This window comes from Streptomyces sp. A0958 (genome assembly GCF_004795035.1).
GTDB lineage: Bacteria > Actinomycetota > Actinomycetes > Streptomycetales > Streptomycetaceae > Streptomyces.
Genome location: NZ_SSBK01000017.1, coordinates 71,938 through 90,489, shown reverse-complemented (window position 1 = coordinate 90,489; position 18,552 = coordinate 71,938). Strand labels below are relative to the sequence as shown.

At 70.4% G+C, this 18,552-nt stretch carries 20 protein-coding genes and 3 pseudogenes; 16 read left to right on the top strand and 7 right to left on the bottom strand.

Features of this window, described 5'->3' with window-relative positions:
- Positions 1-44: 44 nt before the first annotated feature.
- The 13 genes and pseudogenes from E6P78_RS18605 to E6P78_RS18545 all read left to right on the top strand — a co-directional run bounded on the left by E6P78_RS18605 (position 45) and on the right by E6P78_RS18545 (position 9,872).
- Positions 45-881 carry a hypothetical protein gene (locus E6P78_RS18605; RefSeq protein ID WP_136204723.1) on the top strand — a complete coding sequence of 279 codons (837 nt, stop codon included), beginning with the start codon at positions 45-47 and terminating at the stop codon, positions 879-881.
- Positions 882-959: 78 nt separating this feature from the next.
- Entirely contained in the window at positions 960-1,673 is a 714-nt protein-coding gene (cpaB, locus tag E6P78_RS18600; RefSeq protein ID WP_136204722.1) for a Flp pilus assembly protein CpaB, read from the top strand.
- Positions 1,674-1,680: 7 nt separating this feature from the next.
- A complete protein-coding gene (locus E6P78_RS18595) occupies positions 1,681-2,928 on the top strand; it encodes an AAA family ATPase (RefSeq protein ID WP_136204721.1) in 1,248 nt (415 codons plus the stop codon).
- A 49-nt stretch (positions 2,929-2,977) separates the two neighbouring features.
- Positions 2,978-3,424 (top strand): TadE family protein, encoded by a 447-nt coding sequence (locus tag E6P78_RS18590; RefSeq protein ID WP_136204720.1) that lies wholly within the window; start codon positions 2,978-2,980, stop codon positions 3,422-3,424.
- A complete protein-coding gene (locus E6P78_RS18585; protein ID WP_136204719.1) occupies positions 3,418-3,789 on the top strand; it encodes a TadE/TadG family type IV pilus assembly protein in 372 nt (123 codons plus the stop codon). The genes E6P78_RS18590 and E6P78_RS18585 overlap by 7 nt, the downstream gene beginning before the upstream one ends.
- A gap of 44 nt (positions 3,790-3,833) precedes the next feature.
- Entirely contained in the window at positions 3,834-5,174 is a 1,341-nt protein-coding gene (locus E6P78_RS18580) for a CpaF family protein (protein ID WP_136204718.1), read from the top strand.
- A gap of 87 nt (positions 5,175-5,261) precedes the next feature.
- On the top strand, positions 5,262-6,200 hold the full coding sequence (locus tag E6P78_RS18575; RefSeq protein WP_136204717.1) for a type II secretion system F family protein: 939 nt from the start codon (positions 5,262-5,264) through the stop codon (positions 6,198-6,200).
- Positions 6,201-6,226: 26 nt separating this feature from the next.
- Complete coding sequence (locus E6P78_RS18570) at positions 6,227-7,114, top strand: DUF5936 domain-containing protein (protein WP_136204716.1); 888 nt, start codon at positions 6,227-6,229, stop codon at positions 7,112-7,114.
- A gap of 161 nt (positions 7,115-7,275) precedes the next feature.
- Positions 7,276-7,563, top strand: a pseudogene (locus E6P78_RS18565) (helix-turn-helix transcriptional regulator); the annotation flags it as partial.
- Positions 7,564-7,733: 170 nt separating this feature from the next.
- Positions 7,734-7,967, top strand: coding sequence for a hypothetical protein (locus E6P78_RS18560; protein WP_136204715.1), 234 nt, complete (start codon positions 7,734-7,736; stop codon positions 7,965-7,967).
- Positions 7,964-8,608, top strand: a complete 645-nt coding sequence (locus tag E6P78_RS18555) for a pilus assembly protein TadG-related protein (protein WP_136204714.1) — start codon at positions 7,964-7,966, stop codon at positions 8,606-8,608. Before E6P78_RS18560 ends, E6P78_RS18555 begins: the two co-directional genes overlap by 4 nt.
- Before the next feature lie 29 nt (positions 8,609-8,637).
- Positions 8,638-9,231, top strand: a complete 594-nt coding sequence (locus tag E6P78_RS18550) for a hypothetical protein (RefSeq protein ID WP_206307839.1) — start codon at positions 8,638-8,640, stop codon at positions 9,229-9,231.
- Between the two features lie 80 nt (positions 9,232-9,311).
- Entirely contained in the window at positions 9,312-9,872 is a 561-nt protein-coding gene (locus tag E6P78_RS18545) for an OmpA family protein (RefSeq protein ID WP_240799266.1), read from the top strand.
- 44 nt (positions 9,873-9,916) lie between these two features.
- Here the strand turns inward: E6P78_RS18545 and E6P78_RS18540 are convergent, their stop codons facing one another.
- The 4 genes and pseudogenes from E6P78_RS18540 to E6P78_RS33465 all read right to left on the bottom strand — a co-directional run.
- A complete protein-coding gene (locus tag E6P78_RS18540; RefSeq protein WP_240799265.1) occupies positions 9,917-11,479 on the bottom strand; it encodes a VCBS repeat-containing protein in 1,563 nt (520 codons plus the stop codon).
- Between the two features lie 251 nt (positions 11,480-11,730).
- A complete protein-coding gene (locus E6P78_RS18535) occupies positions 11,731-13,383 on the bottom strand; it encodes a TlrC/CarA/OleB/SrmB family ABC-F type ribosomal protection protein (RefSeq protein WP_136204711.1) in 1,653 nt (550 codons plus the stop codon).
- A gap of 248 nt (positions 13,384-13,631) precedes the next feature.
- Positions 13,632-13,820, bottom strand: a pseudogene (locus tag E6P78_RS33470) (hypothetical protein); the annotation flags it as partial.
- A gap of 11 nt (positions 13,821-13,831) precedes the next feature.
- Positions 13,832-14,095 (bottom strand): annotated as a pseudogene (locus E6P78_RS33465) (Scr1 family TA system antitoxin-like transcriptional regulator); the annotation flags it as partial.
- A 133-nt stretch (positions 14,096-14,228) separates the two neighbouring features.
- Here E6P78_RS33465 and E6P78_RS18520 point away from each other — a divergent pair.
- Positions 14,229-14,693 carry a hypothetical protein gene (locus E6P78_RS18520; protein WP_136204710.1) on the top strand — a complete coding sequence of 155 codons (465 nt, stop codon included), beginning with the start codon at positions 14,229-14,231 and terminating at the stop codon, positions 14,691-14,693.
- Here the strand turns inward: E6P78_RS18520 and E6P78_RS18515 are convergent.
- A complete protein-coding gene (locus E6P78_RS18515; RefSeq protein ID WP_136204709.1) occupies positions 14,677-15,111 on the bottom strand; it encodes a hypothetical protein in 435 nt (144 codons plus the stop codon). The two genes, E6P78_RS18520 and E6P78_RS18515, sit on opposite strands and share 17 nt — an antisense overlap.
- A gap of 149 nt (positions 15,112-15,260) precedes the next feature.
- On the opposite strand from E6P78_RS18515, the gene E6P78_RS18510 reads away from it, so the two are divergent.
- Complete coding sequence (locus tag E6P78_RS18510) at positions 15,261-16,385, top strand: YhjD/YihY/BrkB family envelope integrity protein (protein WP_240799264.1); 1,125 nt, start codon at positions 15,261-15,263, stop codon at positions 16,383-16,385.
- Here the strand turns inward: E6P78_RS18510 and E6P78_RS18505 are convergent, their stop codons facing one another.
- On the bottom strand, positions 16,386-16,889 hold the full coding sequence (locus tag E6P78_RS18505; RefSeq protein ID WP_136204708.1) for a DinB family protein: 504 nt from the start codon (positions 16,887-16,889) through the stop codon (positions 16,386-16,388).
- A gap of 228 nt (positions 16,890-17,117) precedes the next feature.
- Between E6P78_RS18505 and E6P78_RS18500 the strand changes: the two genes are divergently transcribed.
- Positions 17,118-17,711: a hypothetical protein gene (locus E6P78_RS18500; RefSeq protein WP_136204707.1), complete on the top strand. Its 594-nt coding sequence runs from the start codon at positions 17,118-17,120 to the stop codon at positions 17,709-17,711.
- A 144-nt stretch (positions 17,712-17,855) separates the two neighbouring features.
- Here E6P78_RS18500 and E6P78_RS18495 read toward each other — a convergent pair whose 3' ends face one another.
- Positions 17,856-18,269, bottom strand: coding sequence for a hypothetical protein (locus E6P78_RS18495; protein WP_136204706.1), 414 nt, complete (start codon positions 18,267-18,269; stop codon positions 17,856-17,858).
- Positions 18,270-18,552: the final 283 nt, after the last annotated feature.

Genomic DNA, 18,552 nt, shown 5'->3' with positions numbered 1-18,552 from the left:
GCGGCCCGAGCTGAACGGGGAACGGCGTGCCGACAGCAATAGCAGTGACCAGTCCCGGCCTGGTGCTGCCCCCGCAGGACCAGCAGACGCCCCCCGCCGTCGTCCTGCGCGCCCCCGGCGAACAGCCGCTGGACCAGGCGATCGGCGACATGCAAATCCTCCTGGAGCAGCACGGATACGTCATCGCCGTCTACCCGGCCGGCATTCCCGCCGCGCACGAGCGCCGCCTGCACACCATTCGCTCCGTACTGGAGAGCGACCGGATCGCGCTGCTGAAATCGCCTCTGCCGCCACTGGGTGTGGCCGTACTGGTGCGCCAGTTACGGCAATTGTCGATCTGCGACTTCAGCGCCGGCGTGATCGCCTCGGCCGCCCGGCTCCTCTCCCACTACATCCACGCCGGGGCCCTGCTCAACTCGGTGACCAAGCTGGACCGGGTTCCGGTCACCCTCAAGGCGCACGCCAAGTCCTGGGTCCCCGGCTCGCAGTTCGGCGTGCTGGCCAACCCGGAACCCCAGCTGGTCAGGGTCGGTACGGGCGAACTCACCGGCCCCCAGTTCGCCACCCATCTCCTCGTCGCCCGGGGGCAGTCGCAGTCGGAGTGGGTGACGGGAACCCTCGCCCCCGGCTGGCAGGTGCAGGCGGTGCACGAGGCCGCGCTGCCCGAGGAATCACCCGGCTGGTGGGGCACGTCGAAACTGATCGAATTCGCCGCCTTCCTGCCCGATATCTCGCTGATTTATCAGTTGGTTTCCTCGGTGCGCAGAGAGGCCTGTACGTGGTGCGGAAACGAACTCATCGGCGACCGCTGCGGCCTGTGCAACGCCCCGCTGAAACCGCCCGAGGACCGGCCGCACGGTGCCGTCGCCCTGAGGTCCTGAGGGCCGGCGGAAGACCGTCCCCGTACCGCCCCGCCCCCCGCCCGTCGGCCCACGTCTCCCAACGAGGTTGCTCCGCCCATGAACTCACGGCAACGCCGCGGCGTCATCCTGCTCCTCCTGTCGGTCCTGTGCGCCTTCGCGGCCTTCGCCGGTGTGCTCTCGGTGATCAGTGACGTGAACTCGAAGGTCGGGCCCGAGGTGACCGCGTACCGGGTCAGGACGACGATCTCGCCCTACCGGCCCCTGGAGCCCGGCCAGTTCGAGAAGATCTCGGTGCCCAGGCGCTGGCTCTCCAAGAACGCCGTCACCGACCTCTCCGCCCTCCACGGCAAGATCGCGGTCACCGAACTGCACCAGGGCTCGCTGCTCCAGGACGACATGCTGGTCGACCGCCCGAAGCTGGAGAAGGGGCAGCAGGAGATAGCCATCATGATCGACGCGGCGACCGGTGTCGCCGGCAAGATCAGGCCGGGCAACCTGGTCAACATCTACGCCACGTTCGCCGGCCGCACCGACAAGGACGAGCCGACCTCGCGCGTGATCGTCGCCAACGCCCAGGTCATCGACGTCGGCCGGCTGACCTCACTCGAACCCAAGCAGGAGGACCGCGCCGCCGGCCCCACCGAGGCGGTCCCGATCACCTTCGCCCTGGACACCACCGACGCCCAGCGCGTCGCCTACGCGGAGTCCTTCGCCGAGCACGTCCGCCTCGCCCTGCTGCCCGACGACAGCCCCACCACCCTGCGCCCGGGCGAGGGCAGCTACAACCTCGACGAAGACAAGAACAAGTGAGGACCGGATGAGCACACGCATCCTCCCGGCCGTCGGCGACGCCGACGCCGCCCGAGCCGTCACCACGCTGCTCGGCCAGCTCCCCGACGCGGAGCCGGCCGCGCCCCTGGGCGACTCGACCTCACTGCTCGACACCCTGGCCCAGCTCGCCGCCGAGTCCCTGGACGAGCTGCCCGAGGTGGTCCTCGTACACGAACGGATCGGCCCGGTCCCCGCCCTGGAGCTGATCCGGGAGGTGGCCCTGCGCTTCCCGGCGGTCGGGGTCGTCCTCGTCACCGCCGACGCGAGCCCCGGGCTCTACTCCGCCGCCATGGACGCCGGCGCCCGCGGCCTGGCCGGCCTGCCCCTCTCCTACGAGGAGCTGGCCCAGCGCGTCCAGGGCGCCGCCGGCTGGTCCACCGGGGTCCGCCGCCACCTCGGGGCGGGCGCCGAGGTCTTCTCCGGCCCCGGCGGCACCGTCGTCACGGTCAGCGGCGCGAAGGGCGGCGTCGGCACCACCGTCACCGCCGTGCAGCTGGCCCTCGCCGCCGCCGCGTCCGGCCACACGGTCGCCCTCGCCGACCTGGACCTCCAGTCGGGGGACGTCGCCTCCTACCTCGACGTGCAGTTCCGCCGCTCCATCGTCGACCTCTCCACCATCCAGGACATCTCGCCGCGCGTCCTCCAGGACGCCCTCTACAACCACGACACCGGCCTCGCCCTGCTCCTCGCGCCGGGCGAGGGCGAGCGCGGCGAGGACGTCAGCGACCGCGTCGTACGCCAGACCGTCAGCGCCCTGCGCCACCGCTACGAGGTCGTCGTCATCGACTGCGGTACGCACATGAACTCGGCCAACGCGGCGGCCATCGAAATGGCGGACCACACGCTGCTGGTCACCACCCCGGATGTGATCACCGTCCGCGCCGCCAAGCGCATGGTCCGCCTCTGGGACCGGCTCCAGGTCCGCAAGGCCGAGGAGACCGTCACGCTCGTCAACCGCCACACCCGCAGCACGGAGATCCAGCCCGCGCTCATCGAGAAGATCACGGCCACCAGGGTCGCCCGGATCGCGGTCCCCGCCAACTTCAAGGAGCTCCAGGCGGTGGTGGACGCGGGCCGGCTCCAGGACCTGGAGGCCAAATCCACCGTGAAACAGGCCCTGTGGGGACTTGCCGGAGATCTCGGTCTGGTCAAAAACGCGGAAGCAGCCCCCAGAGGGGGCAGATTGAAGGGTGACCGCGCTTCGACGGGCGGCCGGCGGGGACGTACGAAGTGAACGCGCGGCGACCGGGCGGACCGAGGCGATCGAGGGGGACCGTTGCACCATGAACCTCTTACGAGCGGGCCGGCGGCGACGGCCGGGAGCGGGCAGCACCCACCCCGAGGGCCTTCGCGGCGGCCGGTCCGACCGGGGCCAGACCGCGATCGAGTTCGTCGGCACCCTGCCGCTGATCCTGATCACCCTGGCGCTGCTCTGGCAGGCCGCGATGGTCTGCTACACGTACATCCTCGCCGGGAACGCGGCGGACAAGGCGGTCAGGGCGGCGGCGGTCGCCGAGGGCGGCCGGCAGGCGGCCTGCGAGCGGGCCGTCCACGAGGACGTGCCCGGCGCCTGGAAGGTCCGGGTGGACTGCCCCGACCCCGGGTCCGGCGAGCTGGTCACCGCGAAGGTGCGGCTCGACGTGCCGCTCCTGTTCCCCGGGGCGTTCAGCCTGCCGTGGCACGCGACGGGCGAGGCCAGGGCCAGGAACGAGGGGCGTGACGCATGGTGAGGCGCAGCCCCCCGGAGCCCCGCCGCGAGAGGGGCCAGGCCGCCATCGAGTACGTGGGCGTCCTCACCCTCCTCCTCGTCGTCGCGCTGGCCGTGGTCCAGCTGGGCATCGCCGTGTACGCGGCCCAGCAGGCGGGCACGGCGGCCCGGACGGCGGCCCGGGTCGCCTCGACCGACCACCAGGAGCACCGCGCGGGCGCGGTGGCCCGGCAGTCCATGAGCGGCTGGCTGGCCGACGACATCGGCGTCACCTCGACAAGGGGCTCCGACTCCGTGACCGTGACGGTGAGCGTGGACATCCCCAGCCTGCTGCCGATGTTCTCCTTCGGCTCCGTCAAGAAGAGCGCCACCATGCCGCGCGACTGACCCGGAACCGACACGGCGTCCAAGGAATCGAGGGAGTTGAGCACATGAGCCTGCGGGCGCGTATCACCAGTCCCGAGCCGGCGAACGGGATGAGCGAGGAGAGCCGGCTGGTCGGGGTCTACCGCGCCAAGCTCCTGGAGGAGATCGACCTCGCGGAGATGTCCGCCCTCGCGGCGGCCGAGCGCCGGGCGCGGCTCGAACGCGTCCTGGGCCACATCATCAGCCGCGAGGGCCCCGTCCTGTCCTCCGTGGAGCGCTCGCAGCTCATCCGCCGCGTCGTGGACGAGGCGCTCGGCCTCGGCATCCTCGAACCGCTCCTCGAAGACGCGTCCATCAGCGAGATCATGGTCAACGGCCCCGAACAGGTCTACGTGGAGCGCGCCGGCCGCCTCGAACTCCTCCCGATGCGCTTCTCCTCCAACGAGCAGCTGATGCAGACCATCGAACGCATCGTCTCCACGGTCAACCGCCGGGTGGACGAGGCGAACCCGATGGTCGACGCCCGGCTCCCCTCCGGCGAGCGCGTCAACGTGATCATCCCGCCGCTCTCCCTCTCCGGGCCCATCCTCACCATCCGCCGCTTCCCGAGGGCCTTCACGCTCCAGGAGATGATCTCCCTCGGCTCGCTGGACGAGCACATGCTGCTGCTGCTCGCCGGCTTCGTCCGCGCCAAGTTCAACGTGATCGTCGCCGGGGCCACCGGCACCGGCAAGACCACCCTGCTCAACGCGCTCTCCGGGCTGATCCCGGGCGGCGAGCGCATCGTGACCATCGAGGACTCCGCCGAACTCCAGCTCCAGCAGTCCCACGTGATCACGCTGGAGAGCCGCCCCTCCAACGTGGAGGGCAAGGGCCGCATCACCATCCGCGACCTCGTCCGCAACTCGCTGCGCATGCGGCCCGACCGCATCATCGTCGGCGAGGTCCGGGGCGGGGAGACGCTGGACATGCTCCAGGCCATGTCCACCGGCCACGACGGCTCGCTCGCCACGGTCCACGCGAACAGCGCGGAGGACGCGCTCATGCGGTTGCAGACCCTCAGCTCCATGTCCGAGGTCGAGATCCCGTTCGCCGCGATCCACGACCAGATCAACAGCGCCGTCGACGTGATCGTCCAGCTGACCCGGCACGGCGACGGCTCCCGCCGCATCACGGAGATCGCCGTGGTCGACTCGCACGGCCGGGAGGACTACCGCATCGTCTCCGTCTGCCGCTTCAACGCCCTCCCGATGGCGGCGGACGGGCGCGTGTACGGCCGCTTCGACTACTTCCCGGTGCCGCGCCGGGTCGCCGAACGCTTCTACATGATGAACGAGACCGTCCCGCCGGCCTTCGGCGTCGCCCACGCCGACGAACAACTGCTCGTACGCTCCACCACCACCTGAGCCCCTGCCCCTGCCCCTGCCCCTGCCCCTGCCCCTGCGCCTCGCCCGGTCCCCCGCCCGCCGCTCACCCAGAAGGCCCTCCCCGACATGGACAACCTCCCGCTCCTGACGGTCGGTGTGACCCTGCTCGCCTGTCTGCTCGCCGTCCTCGGCCTGCACAGCTACTCCTCGGGCAGGGAACAACGGCAGGCGCTGATCGACCGCATGTCCCAGACCGGGCAGCTCACCGTCGAGGGCCGCGTCCGGCGCTTCCGGGGGATCGACCGGCGGCTGCGCAGGACGGGTCTGGGCAAGCGCATCGAGCGAAAGATCGCGGTGACCGGCCTCGACCTCACCCCCGGCGAGTACTTCGTCTACGTCGTAGGCGCCCTGCTCGGCCTCTACTTCGTGATGGCGTCCGTCTTCGCGTCGTTCTTCGGGCTCGTCGCCGTACTCGTCGGCCTGTGGGGCGGCAACGCCTTCCTCAACTGGCAGCGTGCCAAACGCACCGAGGCGTTCATCAACCAGCTCCCCGAACTGACCCGCGTCCTCGCCAACGCCACCCAGGCGGGCCTGGCCCTGCGCACCGCCATCGGCATGGCGGTCGAGGAACTGGACGACCCGGCCCACGCGGAGCTGCGCCGGGTGGCCGACCGCCTGGCCGTCGGCCACTCCCTGGACGACGCCCTGAACGAGCTCATGGAACGGCTGCCCTCGCGCGAACTGACCGTCCTGGTCTCCACCCTCATCCTCTCCAACCGGACGGGCGGCTCGATCGTCTCCTCACTGCGCAACCTGACGGGCACGCTGGAGGAGCGCAAGGAGACCAGGCGCGAGGTCACCACCCTGCTGTCGCAGGTGAAGGTGACCGCCGTGGCCGTCCCCATCCTCGGCATGGCCTTCCTGCTGGTCATCAGCGGCATGCGGGCGGGCGCGCTCGACGACATGACCACGGCCACTCCCGGACGGATCGCCGTCGTCGTGGCGGCGGGCCTCTACGGCCTCGGCTTCTTCCTCATCAACCGCCTCACTCGCGTCCGTATCTGACGGCCGGAAGGGACGAGGAGACAGAGATGGAACTACTGCTCGCGGCCGTACTGGCACTCGCCGTACTCGGCGTCTTCCAGGGCATCCGCATGTACCGCGCCGAGGCCAAGCTCCCCGGTGACCTGGCCATCGCCCTGGAGGTCGGCGCCAGCCGCACCAGCGCGGCCGGCTCGGCGATCGACCGGCTGGGCATGCCGTACGCCCCCCGGGTCCTGTCGATGATGGGCCCCAGACGCGTCGACAAGATCCGGCGCAAGCTGGACATGGCGGGCAACCCACGAGGACTGACCGTCGACCGTTACGCGGCCCGGCGCGCCGTCTACGGCGGCCTCGGCATCCTGGCGGCCCTGGCCATGCTGATGAACGGGCAGGTCGTCCTGGCCATCATCCTGCTCGTCTACGGCTTCTTCTGGACGGACGTGATCATCCGCGCCGCCATCAGCCGGCGCAAGGACGACATCGACCGCACCCTGCCCGACTTCCTCGACGTCCTCGCGGTCGTCGTCTCCGCCGGCCTCGGCTTCCGCCAGGCCCTGGAGCGGGTGGCGGACAAGTACGTCGGGCCGTGGTCCGACGAGCTGCGGATCACCCTGCGCCAGATGGACATGGGCGTCAGCAGGCGCGACGCCTTCGACCAGCTCCGCAAGCGCAACGAGTCCGAACAGGTCTCCATGTTCGTCTCCGCCCTCCAGCAGGGCGAGGAGCTGGGCGCCCCCATCGTCGACACCCTGATCCAGATCGCCAACGACATGCGCCGCACCGACGCCCAGAACGCCCGCCGCAAGGCGTCCAAGGCCGTCCCCAAGGCCACGCTCATCGTCACCAGCTTCATGCTCCCGGGAACCATGATCCTGATCGTCGTCGGCTTCTACTACGCGGCGAACGTCAACATCGGCGAGATCTTCGGTAGTTGACGCGTACAGGGGCGCCGTCGCGGCGCCCAGTGCGTTGTTGGAGCCCCCGCGGAACGTGGCGCGCCGGGGATGCGGGGCACCCGCTGCCGGGCGGGCTGGGGGCGGCGTCCGCAGGGGCGGCCCGTCGCACTGCGGGACCACACAGTGACGGCCCGTCCCCGCGAAACTCTTCGCGCGCAGGGCCATTTGTGGGACATTCATCGTCGAGGTCCACTGCTCCGGCTCCCCGGAGCGTGTTGTCGGAGCTGAGCGAGAGGGAGGTGGAGGTGATGGACCTGATCGCGTCGGGCATGTCCAATCAGCAGATCGCCGCCACCTGTTTCATCAGTCAGAAGACCGTGAAGAACCACATCAACCGGATCTTCACCGAACTGAATGTCGGCAGCCGCGGCGAGGCCATCGCCTTATGGCACCGCGGGCCGTCCGGGGGAACGGTGCGCCATGGCTGAAAGCGGTACGCCTCCCGAGCCCCAACTGCGTGATCGGGCACGGAGTTGGACCCAGAGGCCCATGATGAGCGGTGTTGTACGGACGTACGTTGCTCATGTCGGAGCCACGCGGACTCACGGATCAGCGTCGACCGATTCCCGGTCGGTCGAACTCGGAGGGGGACATCGTCATGAAGGACATCGCGCTCAAGGCGGCAGTGAGCACGCAGACTCATGTGCACCACTGGGTGAACACCACGGTCGACCACATGAAGCGCCGCAGGGACCGGGGGCAGGGGGCGATCGAGTACGTCGGCATCACGATTCTGGTGGTGGCGATTGTGATTGCTCTGCTCAGAACCAGTATGGGTGTCACCATCGCCAACAAGTTCACGAAGAAGATCAACTCTGTCCTCAACAAGTGAGTTCGGGCGCCTGCGAGGATTCTGGGCAGGCCGCACCGCTGTACATCGCAGCGGTGGCGGGCCTGCTCTTCCTTGCGTTGATCTTCTTCACGTTCGGCGAAGCCGATATCCAGCGAAATGGCGCCCAGAGTGCGGCCGACGCCGCCGCCCTGGCTGCGGCCAAGGAATCGCGCAGCCTGCTCGAATCGGATCTGAAGGCACACCTCACCGACCCCGACTACTTCGAATACGTGTTCAATGCGCCCTTCCCCGGGGGCCCCGGCAACGCCTGTGGGAAGGCCTCGGCGTTCGCCGCCCTGAACAAGGCACGTGTCGTCCGGTGTCGGCAACTGTCCGACGGCAGATGGGGCTACGAGGTCAGCCTGAAGTCGGACAAGGGCATGAGCACGGATCTCATTCCGGGGACCGAGGGCAAGCAGGCCGAAGCCGAGGCCGTGGCCGTTGTCGAACCCCGCTGCAGGTTCATCCCGGACCCGGACAGCGATCCGGGCAGCGACCAGGACGCAGATCCGGACGCGGCAGCCGCGTCGATCGGCAAGGTTCGCTGTGACGGCGGCCCGGACTGGTCGCTCGACCCGGAGGATCTCGCGCTCATGCCCGGCGTGGCCGACCTCTTCTCCGTACGCCTGGCCGAAGACTGACTGAGACTGACCGCAAAGGATAGGGATCGATGACTACTCGGTACGTGAGGAACGTGCGCCGAACCGGTGCTACCGCGCTCTTGGTGGCGACGTTGGCCTTCTCTGCGGCCGCGTGCGATGGCGATAACGACGGCGGTGCCAAGGACAAGGGTTCATCGAGCTCCGCAGCGTCGCCGGGTGCCGAAAAGTCGAAGAGCAAGTCCGGTGGAACCTCGGAAACGAGCACGGTTCTGGCAACCGTCAAGGGGGACTCCGGGATCGAAATGGTCATCAATTCAGCCACGCGCGATTCAGGTGGATTCCTCACCGTGAACGGCCAGATCAAGAACACCGGAAACGAGGACTACACCACGCCGATCCAGTGGAGCGGCGAGGAGGAGGCTGTGGCGTCCACCGACCGGTCGCTCGCGGGGATGACGCTGGTGGATTCGAAGGCGAAGAAGCGCTACTACGTGCTTCGTGACACGGACAACCGACCGCTTACTACGAGCGGCTTCGACCCCAGTATCGAGGCAGGTTCCGCTCTCACGTTCTTCGCCCAGTTCCCCGCTCCCGATCTGTCCACCAATGAAGTCGGACTGCAGTTCCCCGGCTTTGCCAACGCGACGATTGCAATCTCGTGATGAGCAGCGAGATGAGTGGCAGCCTGCGAGCGTCGGCACGGGTATCAGTAATGGTGCTTACGGCGGCATTGGCCTTCGGTATGGCCCCGCAGGCCTTCGCCGACGACAGCCCCTACCCCTCCGCCTCCGCTGAACCCCCGGTCGACATCGATCCGAACGACACCGACCTCAAACTCCCCGAAGGCGCCACCCTCGCCCCGCCCAAAGTCCTCGACATCAAGTCCGTCATCGAGGACCTAGGCGGCGAGGAGCGTCGTGAGGACACCAACGCGGACATCAAGTTCGCCCTCCAGGCCGAAGTCCTCTTCGGCAAGGACAGCGCCAAGCTCAGCGCCGAGGCCAACGGGCGGATCAACGCCATCGCCGAGGAGATCAAGAAGCAGGACGCCTCGAAGGTCCGCGTGTTCGGGTTCACCGACAACCTGGGTTCGTCCGAGCACGGTGACATGCTCTCCAAGAAGCGCGCCGAAGCCGTGCACAACGTGCTGGACGAGGCGCTGAGCGGCAGCGGGATCACGTTCGAGATCCGGGGCTACGGCGAGGACTACCCGATTGCGAGCAACGACGACGAGCAGGGCCGCAGGAAGAACCGGCGCGTGGAGGTCTCCTTCCAGCGCGGGGAGAGCGGCGCACAGAGCTGACCGGTACCGTGCGGCGGCGGCGCCCGGCCGCCGCCGCGCGGGGATCAGTACAGGGCCTTGTAGGTGTTGAAGCCGTAGCCGATCCGTACGCGCTTGTTGAGCTTGCCCGTCCCGGTGGACGTGTACCTGTACAGGTCGCCGTAGCCGTTGACCCCGATCAGGTCGGCCTTGCCGTCGCCGTTGAGGTCGCCGACTGCGGCGAACTTGCTGTAGATGTCGAAGCCGTAGCCGATCTTCACGCGTGCCTTCAGCGGCGCGGACGCCTTGCCCGTGCCCTCGTACAGGTACAGCGTCCCGTCCTTGGCGACGGCCACCACGTCGGCCCGGCCGTCACCCGTGAGGTCCCCGGCGCCGATGATGTGACGGTACGTGTCGTAGCCGTAGCCCACCTTGGCCTTCGCCGCGAGCGCGGTGCCGAGGCCGTTCCCCTGGTACAGGAACAGGTCGCCCTTGGCGTCACGCGCGAGGATGTCGCCCGCGCCGTCACCGCTCAGGTCGCCGGGGCCGATGAGGTCGTCGTAGACGTCCCAGCCGTCGCCGATCCGGTGGCCCGCGATGTACAGACGGCCGTTGCGCACCCAGAGATTGTCGGCCCGCCCGTCGTCGCCGAGGGAGGAGGCGACCCGCACCCACCCCTCGTCGAAGGCGTTTCGGCTCTCGCGGGCATGGAACTCGCCGTTGTTCTTGGAGTCGTACCACCATCCGGAGCCGTCGGGGGTGACCCCCATGACGCTGCGCTTGCCGAAGTCCGGGTTGCCGCCCGCCCCGACGAACATGGCCGCCTTCTGCCACCCGAAGGTACCGGGGACCCTCGCCCGGAAGCGGCCGTAGCCGGTGGACCGGTAGATGTACGTGTCGCCGTTCACCTTGCGGCCCATGAGGTCGCCGCGGCCGTCCCCGTTGATGTCGTCGACGCCCACGAGCTGGTTGTAGGTGTCGAACCCGTAGCCGATCTCGGACGGTGCCTTGAAGGGCTTCGACGGGTCCCCGGTGCCTGCGTGGAAGTACAGATCACCTTCGGGGGTCCGGGTGACGACATCGCCGATCCCGTCGTCGGTGGCGTCGTTCAGGCCGACGATCTGGTCGTACGCCTCCCAGCCGGAGGCGACCTTTACGGCAGGTTCGAAGGGCTCGCCGTCGATGCGCCCGGTGGAGACGTAGAGAAAGACGTCGCCGGAGGGCGTGCGCGCGATCAGGTCGTTGTGACCGTCACCGGTCAGGTCGCCCGGCGCGACGACCTTGTTGTACTTCTGCCAGCCCTTTCCGGACCAGGTGGGACGGCCCCCCACCCTGTCCGGCCCCACGCACGGGTGCAGCGTGAGCGTGCCGGACGCAGTCAGGGTGAGGATCTCGGGATTGCCGTCGCCCTGCAGATCGCCCGGAGCGATGATGTCCTTGTACACGGTCCGGTCGTTGGGGTCGTTGAACAGGAAGGGGTAGTCCGGTACCCCCGTGCCCACCCCTTGGTACAGATAGCCCTCTCGGCTCTGGTAGAGGATGTCGCTCTTGCCGTCGCCGGAGATGTCCAGGCGCGGCGTCGAGCCGACGGCCTTCGGGGCGTCGGCGCCCTTCGCTTCGTCGGCCGAGGCCGGAGCCGCCAGCAGCATGCCGGCGGAGAGAACGAGTGCGGTGCAGGCCGCTATCCGGCTCGCGCGCTTCGGGCGCGCGAGACCGGAACGGCCGGTTTTCACTGAGGACAAAGCCCCCCCAGGGGTCTTTTACGAGTGTGTACCAGCGGGACAGACGCGGTGCGGAACCGAATCAGCTGGTGTTCCTGTATGGACCCGCCTCAGTACCGCTTGGATGGGGCGCTTTTCAGCCATCCAGCCATTGGCTTACCAGCCATACTCACGCGGCCTCACGCGGCCTCACGCGGCCTCTGCCTCCCCACCGCTCGTCCGTCGGCGATTTCCAGCCGCCTGCCGTTGAAGCGGTCGCGGAGCCGGCGGTCGTGGGTGACCACGACCACCGCGCCCCGGAAGCCGGCCAGGGCGCCTTCCAGCTCCTCCACCAGCGCCGGGGAGAGATGGTTGGTCGGCTCGTCGAGCAGCAGCAGGTCGACGGGTTCGCCGACCAGGCGGGCCAGTTCGATCCGGCGGCGCTGACCGTAGGACAGCTCGCCCACCTTCAGGCGCAGGTCGGCGGGGCGGAACAGGCCGAGGGCCAGCAGCCGGTCGGTGTGCTCGTCGAGGTCCCCGCCGCGCCCGTGGGCGTACGCCTCCGGGAGCGACAGGCCGGGCGGCCACGGCGTCTCCTCCTGGCGCAGGTGCCCGACCCGGCCCCGCGTGTGCACGGTCCCCGCATCGGGCCGCAGCTCACCGGCGAGCACCCGCATCAGCGTCGACTTGCCGGCCCCGTTGGGCCCCGTGACCAGCAGCCGTTCCATGCCGCCGATCCGCAGCGCCGGCACGGAAAGCCGACCGCCGACCCGTACGCCGTCCACCTCCGCGACGACCCGTGGCGCGGCGGCCTCCGCGGTGGTCACCCGGGCGGCGAACACCAGCGGATCGGGCGGCGGCGCGACGGGGCGCTCCGTGAGCCGTTCGACGCGCTCCTTCGCGTTGCGGATGCGGACCATCGCCCCGTGGCCCCGGCCCCGCGCCCGGAACCCGCCGTGCCCGAACACACTGAGCGGCACCTTGCGCGGGATCGCGTCCAGGCGGGCCACGTTGGAGGCGGCCAGCTCGCGGTTGCGGGCCAGCTCCGCGCACCAGTCCGCGTACTCCCGCAGTCGGCGCCGCCGGTCGGCGGCCTTGGCGGCGAGGTAGCCCTCGTAGCCGTCCCCGTACCGGGTGACCCGGCCCTCGCCGACCTCCAGGATCGTGGTGGTCACGCGCTCCAGGAACACCCGGTCGTGGGTGACCGCGAGAACCGTGCCGCGATGCGCCCGCAGATGGGCCTCCAGCCAGGCGACCGCCCGGTCGTCCAGGTCGTTGGTCGGCTCGTCCAGCAGGAGCAACTCCGGCTGGGAGGCCAGCGTCGCGGCCAGCGCCAGCCGCGACCGCTCGCCGCCCGACAGCGTGGCCAGGACCCGGCCCCGGTCCAGACCCGGCAGGCCGAGCCCGTGCAGGGCGATGTCCACCCGCGCATCGGCCTCGTAACCGGCCCGCGCCTCGTACCGGGCGACCAGCCCGGCGTACTCCTCCAGCGCGGTGGGCAGCTCGGCGCCGGTCAGGCCCGCGAGCCGGACCTCGGCCCTGCGCATCCGCGCTTCCAGAGCGCGCAGGTCGGCGAGCGCCGCGTCCACCGCGTCCTGGACGGTGGCCCCGGGCAGCAGGGCCGACGACTGGGCGAGATAGCCGACACCGCCCGGCGCGACCACGGTCAGCTCACCGTTGTCGGGCCGGTCCTGCCCGGCGACGAGGCGCAGCAGGGTGGACTTCCCGGCCCCGTTGTCGCCGATGACGCCCGCCTTCTCACCGGGCCTGACGCTGAAGGTGACGTCGTCCAGCACGACGTGGTCGTCGTAGCGGCGGGTGACGTTCTGAAGAGATAGCTGTGCGGTGTGCATGGAGCCCCCTGTTCTCGGCCCGGGCCGATCGGCACGCGGTGGTCGGGGCGCATCCGCGCACGCCGGAGCCCGCCGGTGCACGCGGAGGCGTGCACGGGGGTGCGGAGGCGTGTTCGCGCGGATGCGCAGGAGAAGGCGCGCCTGCGGAGCGAAGCTCAACGCAGGCGCACGGGGACTGTCACAGGGAACCCATGCCCACGACGGTAGGGGGGCACCCGAGCGTCTGCAAGCCTTTTGTCGGGCTGCTGAAGGAGGTGGTCGGTCTTGCCGGCCTTGATGTCCCGGATCATCTGCGCGAGCGCTTCGCGGCTGTCGGTGAGGACGTGCGCTTCGTCACCGGCGACCGCGATGCAGCTGTTTCCTTCGGCGTCTGTGCCCAGGCGAAAGCAGTTGTTTCCCTCTCCGCAGAAGGCACCTTCCCAGTCGATCGCTGACATGCTGAACGTCCTCACGACGATCGGTCCGAGACGGCGTGGATGAAGTCCCGTGAACCAGCGGGGTCGAGTGAGGCGGCCTCCAGCCAGTCCAGATGGGCGCGGCACTTGGTCAACCGCCCTTGAGCATGCATGAATTCCGGACCGTGCGCGGAGTCCAGCTGGACGGTGTCGAGCTGAGGAACGGCGCCGTGGGCGTGGAGAGAGGCGTGACCGGCGCCGGGGAACGCGCCTCGGCCGACCGGGATGACACGGATGTCGATGTGGTCGCGCTCGGACGTATCGCAGAGGTTTCAAGGCCTCGGTCAGGGTGCCGCGTTGGGGCAGCCGTCGTGCGCCCTTGTTGCGCGTACAGGGCACTCGTAGAGTGATGCGCCCGAGGTTCACGGATGCTGACACCGAGGGGGCATCATGCTCAGACTGGACGCTCCGCAACGAGGCATCTCGTCGCTCGCGATCTCCAACCATGGCTACACCGAGTCCGAGTGCGGGTATTCCGGCCCGGGGTGGAGCTGGATGTGGGTGCCGGCTCCGTTCAGCTCGCAGTTCGTCCAGGCCCAGTTCACCGACCGGGTCTTCAAGAAGTACCGGACGTGCCAGAAGGACCTCAGAGCCTTCGTCCGTGAGAACCTCGCCGAGAACAGCCCGCGCTGGTCCAAAAGGGCCGCCGCCGTCCTGCGTGACAACACCGCCCAGGAGTTCGTCCTGGTCTGCTCCAGCCAGTGGGTGGCTGCCGCGTACGAAGTGCGCTCGGGCGGGAGCGCGGAAGCGGGGACGGCCTTCTACAACGGATGGGTTGACGCGGTGAACGCCGATCCGGGCATCGCGTACACCCTCATGGCGTCCGGGGAGCCCGTCCTCATCGCGCCGAGCTGACCGGTCCGCCGTCCGGCGGCTCCTCCACGGCGCCCCCGGCCGCTGACGCGAACTCCGTCGCCAGGTCCGCGTCGCGCATCCCGGGAAGGGCATACCCCTCGGCCTCGTCCCACGGGATGTCGAGATCGTCCATGTGGACGTGCCAGTCGGCGCCGGGCAGGGCGCGGCGCAACTCCGTCACGGAGTCCAGCACATGGACGATCACCGGCATCGTGCGGCCGGGATCGAAGGGCAGCTTGGTGGAGCCGTCGAGGATGCGCTCCGGCTTCGTCGCCTCTGGGTCGTACACGTACAGGCTTTCCTCGTCCTCGTACGGGAACGACGTCCGGTGCGCGACGACGACGCGTGCGACGGCGGCCGACTCGGTCCCGGTCAGCGGGGTCGCGCGGTGCGCGGTGTAGTAGAGGGAGACGCTCATGAGGGGAGCGTACGACCCGGCTCCGACAACGGCTGCCCGTGCGACGAATCCGGTGTACCGGGTGGGAAGCCGAGCAGAAGAGGAGAGGCAGGGGGCGCGCACCGCACCGCCCCCGCCGCGCCCTCCTCCTACGCCCCGGAGCCGCCACCATGTCCAGCAAGTCCAGCGGCCCCGCCGCCGGGGCCCCGTCCCACCGCCACCCGTCCGAGCCCCCGGGCCCCGCCGCCTCGGAAGCCGACCACCCCGCGAGAGCCCTGCCCGAGGCCGCCGGTCCGGCGATGGGCCGCCCCGAACCCGACAGCCCGGTGGCGAGAGCCCCCGAGACCGAGACCGGGACCGAGACCGGGACCGAAAGCGAGACCGGGACCGGGACCGGGACCGGGAGTCCGGCGGCGGGCCGGCCCGCGAGGGGCCGGCCCGAGACCCGCCGCTCGGGGCCGGCGCGCCTATGGCCGCTCGCGTTGCGGCGGACGCCCGTCTCGCTCTGGAACGACGACATCTCGGACTGGGCGGCAGCCCTCACCTACTACGCCATCCTCGCCCTGCTCCCCGCGCTCCTGGTGACCGTGTCCGTCATCGGTCTGGCCAACCCCGACGCCACCGGCGCGCTGATCGCCGACATCACCGCCTTCGCCCCGGCCGAGTCCGCCGCCGCGCTGCGCCAGCCGCTGGAGGCCGCCACCCAGCAGCGCACCGCCGTCTGGCTGCTCGTGGGGACCGGGGCCGTCAGCGCGCTGTGGTCCGCGTCCAGCTATCTGGCGGTGTTCCGGCGGGCGCAGCACGCGATGCACGGTGTGAAGGACAACCGGCCCGCCCTGCGCAAGGCGCACATCATCGTCGCGTCCGCGATCGGGCTGCTGCTGCTGATGATGACCAGTGCGTTCGCCCTCGTACTCACCGGGCCGCTGGCGCGCTGGCTCGGGCACCGGCTGGGTCTGGCGCACGTGGGGGACGCGGTGTGGGCGGTGCTGAAGTGGCCGCTGCTGCTCTGCCTGGTCGCCGCTCTGATCACGGTCCTCTTCCGGACCGGCCCGGAACCGGCGCGCGGGGCCCGCCGGGCGCTGCCCGGCGGGGTGCTGGCGGCGCTGCTGTGGTTGGTCGCCTCGGCGGGGTTCGCGCTGTACGCCACGTACATCGGCTCCTACAGCCGGCTGTACGGCTCACTGGCGGGGCTGGTGGTGTTCCTGGTCTGGGTGTGGCTCACCAACCTGGCGCTGCTGGCCGGCGCCCAGTTCAACGTCGAGCTGAACCGGGCCCGGCGCGATGCCGCCTGATCAGTCGCCGGTCGTGCCGTCGACGGTCTCCCGGATGATGTCGATGTGCCCGTTGTGCCGGGCGGTCTCCTCGATGAGGTGCAGGATGATCCAGCGCAGATCGGGGTGGCGGCCGTCCCTGCGCGGCTGCTGGGCCGGGGTGTCCAGGTCGTGGGCCGCGACGAGCTCCCGGTAGCGGGCGCTCTGCTCCTCGTACTCCCGCAGCACGTCGGCGAGTGGCATGTCGACGGCGATCCGCATTTCGCGGTCCGGGTCCTCGTCGGTCCAGGGCCCCTCGTCCTCACCGCCGAGGAACACGACCTCGAACCAGGAGTACTCGACCCAGCGCAGATGGTTGACGATCCCCGCGATCGTCATCAGGGGCGAGCCGGGCAGCGGCGCCTTGACAGCGTCCTCCTGCGTCAGGCCCTCGCACTTGGCCAGCGCGGTGGCGCGGGTGTAGTCGAGGAAGGTGGTCAGCTGGGTGCGCTCGTCCCATGCGGGAGGCGAATCGGTGCGTGTCATCACCGCTCAGCCTGTCCGGGCGGGTGCGGTGTTGTCCACGGCATTTGCGTCGAACGGGCGGCGCCGGGCACGCCAGGCACATCGGACATGTGGGGCCCGCCCGTGGCCCTTGGGCCCACGCCCCGGACCAGAGGTTGCCCTACGCTCGTGAACCGGCCACCCGCACCGCCGCCGTCTGCGGCGGAACGGGGCCGGAGGGCTGCCCGTACTTCATGAGGTGACGTGTTGATGAGTGACGGATTCTTCTGCTCGTACCACCTGTGCTGGAGCCGCCCCGACGCCGAGTCCCTGCTCGGAGACCTGGAGGCGGCGGGGGTGCGGGCGGACCACCCGGCCACCCGGCGCATCACCCTGCTCAGCCCCGGCGCCGAGCCCTCCGGCACCCAGTCCTGGGTGACCAGGGACCAACTCGTGCTCCTGGCCGGCCTGCAACGCCTCGACCGGGTCGACTTCCTGCTCTGGCTGGACAGCGGGGCCGGGATACCGGCCCGGATCGGACGCGGCGACGACGGGACGGTGGGGCTGCGCTTCGGGCTCGGCTCGCTTAGCCGCGCCGACCAGGAGCGTGCCCTGCGCGCGATACGGGAGGCGATCGGCCGGGCCTCGCTGCTCTGCGTCGGCTTCGTGGTCGACCGGGAGGGCGCGTCGGCGTCCACCGACTGGCAGGGCTTCATCGTGAAGGGGTCGGTGTACTTCGACTGCTGGCCCGACACGCTCGCCGTCCTGCCGGAGGTGGCCGCCGCCCAGCCGCAGCTGTCCGGCGTGAACTCCTTCGAGCAGTCGCCGTGGGTCGTCTACGGCAGTGACGTGCCCAACCGGTGAGGGCGCCTACTCGGCGGTGATCGAAGCGAAGAACGCGTCCAGGCCCGCCCCGGTCGTGACCAGCGCCGCGACGACGACGGCGGCGGCGGCCAGGGCGATCACGCCGAGGTACTCCGTGGCGGTGGCGCCGCCGTCCCGCCGGACCTACGGGGCGGCCGTCGGCCCCGGGTCGACCTCCTCCATCAGCCGGTCGACGCCCAGCCCCACCACGGCCCCGGTCGCCACCGCCACGACGGGCATCACGGCGCCCTCGACCCCGGCGACCTGCCACGCAGTGGCGTAGCCGTAGCAGAGGGCGACCAGCGGGACGCCCAGGGCGGCCGACACGTACAGCGTCCTGGACTCGCGCCGCTCCTCGGGCAGCACCCGGGCGGCGGCGAGGACGGTCAGTACGGTCATGAGGACGGCGGGCACGTGCAGCAGGCCCAGCCGCCAGGCGAAGTCGTCGAGCCGCGCGTCGGTGGCCAGCACGCCGACGAGCCCGCGCGAGACCAGGTAGCCCACGGCCAGATGGACGACCGTCCCGGCGACCCAGCTGCGGACCAGCGGAAAGAACACGCCCCCGGAACCGTCGCCCCCCAGCCTCCCGCCCCCCGGCCCGTCCACACCCTCCCCGGAACCGCCCGCCCGCACCGGACCGCGTCCCCGGCGCACGCGCCCCGCGCTCCTGCCGACCCAGCCGCTGCCACCGCTCATGCTTCTCCCCTCCGACGCCCGTCCCCGCCCCGACGCCCGTCCCCGGTGCGCGTACCGCAGGACCCGGGTGTGGCGCGAGCGTAAAGCGGCAGGGCGCGCCCCGGCCCGGGCCCCCGGCCCCGATTCCGGGCCCAGACAGATGCGT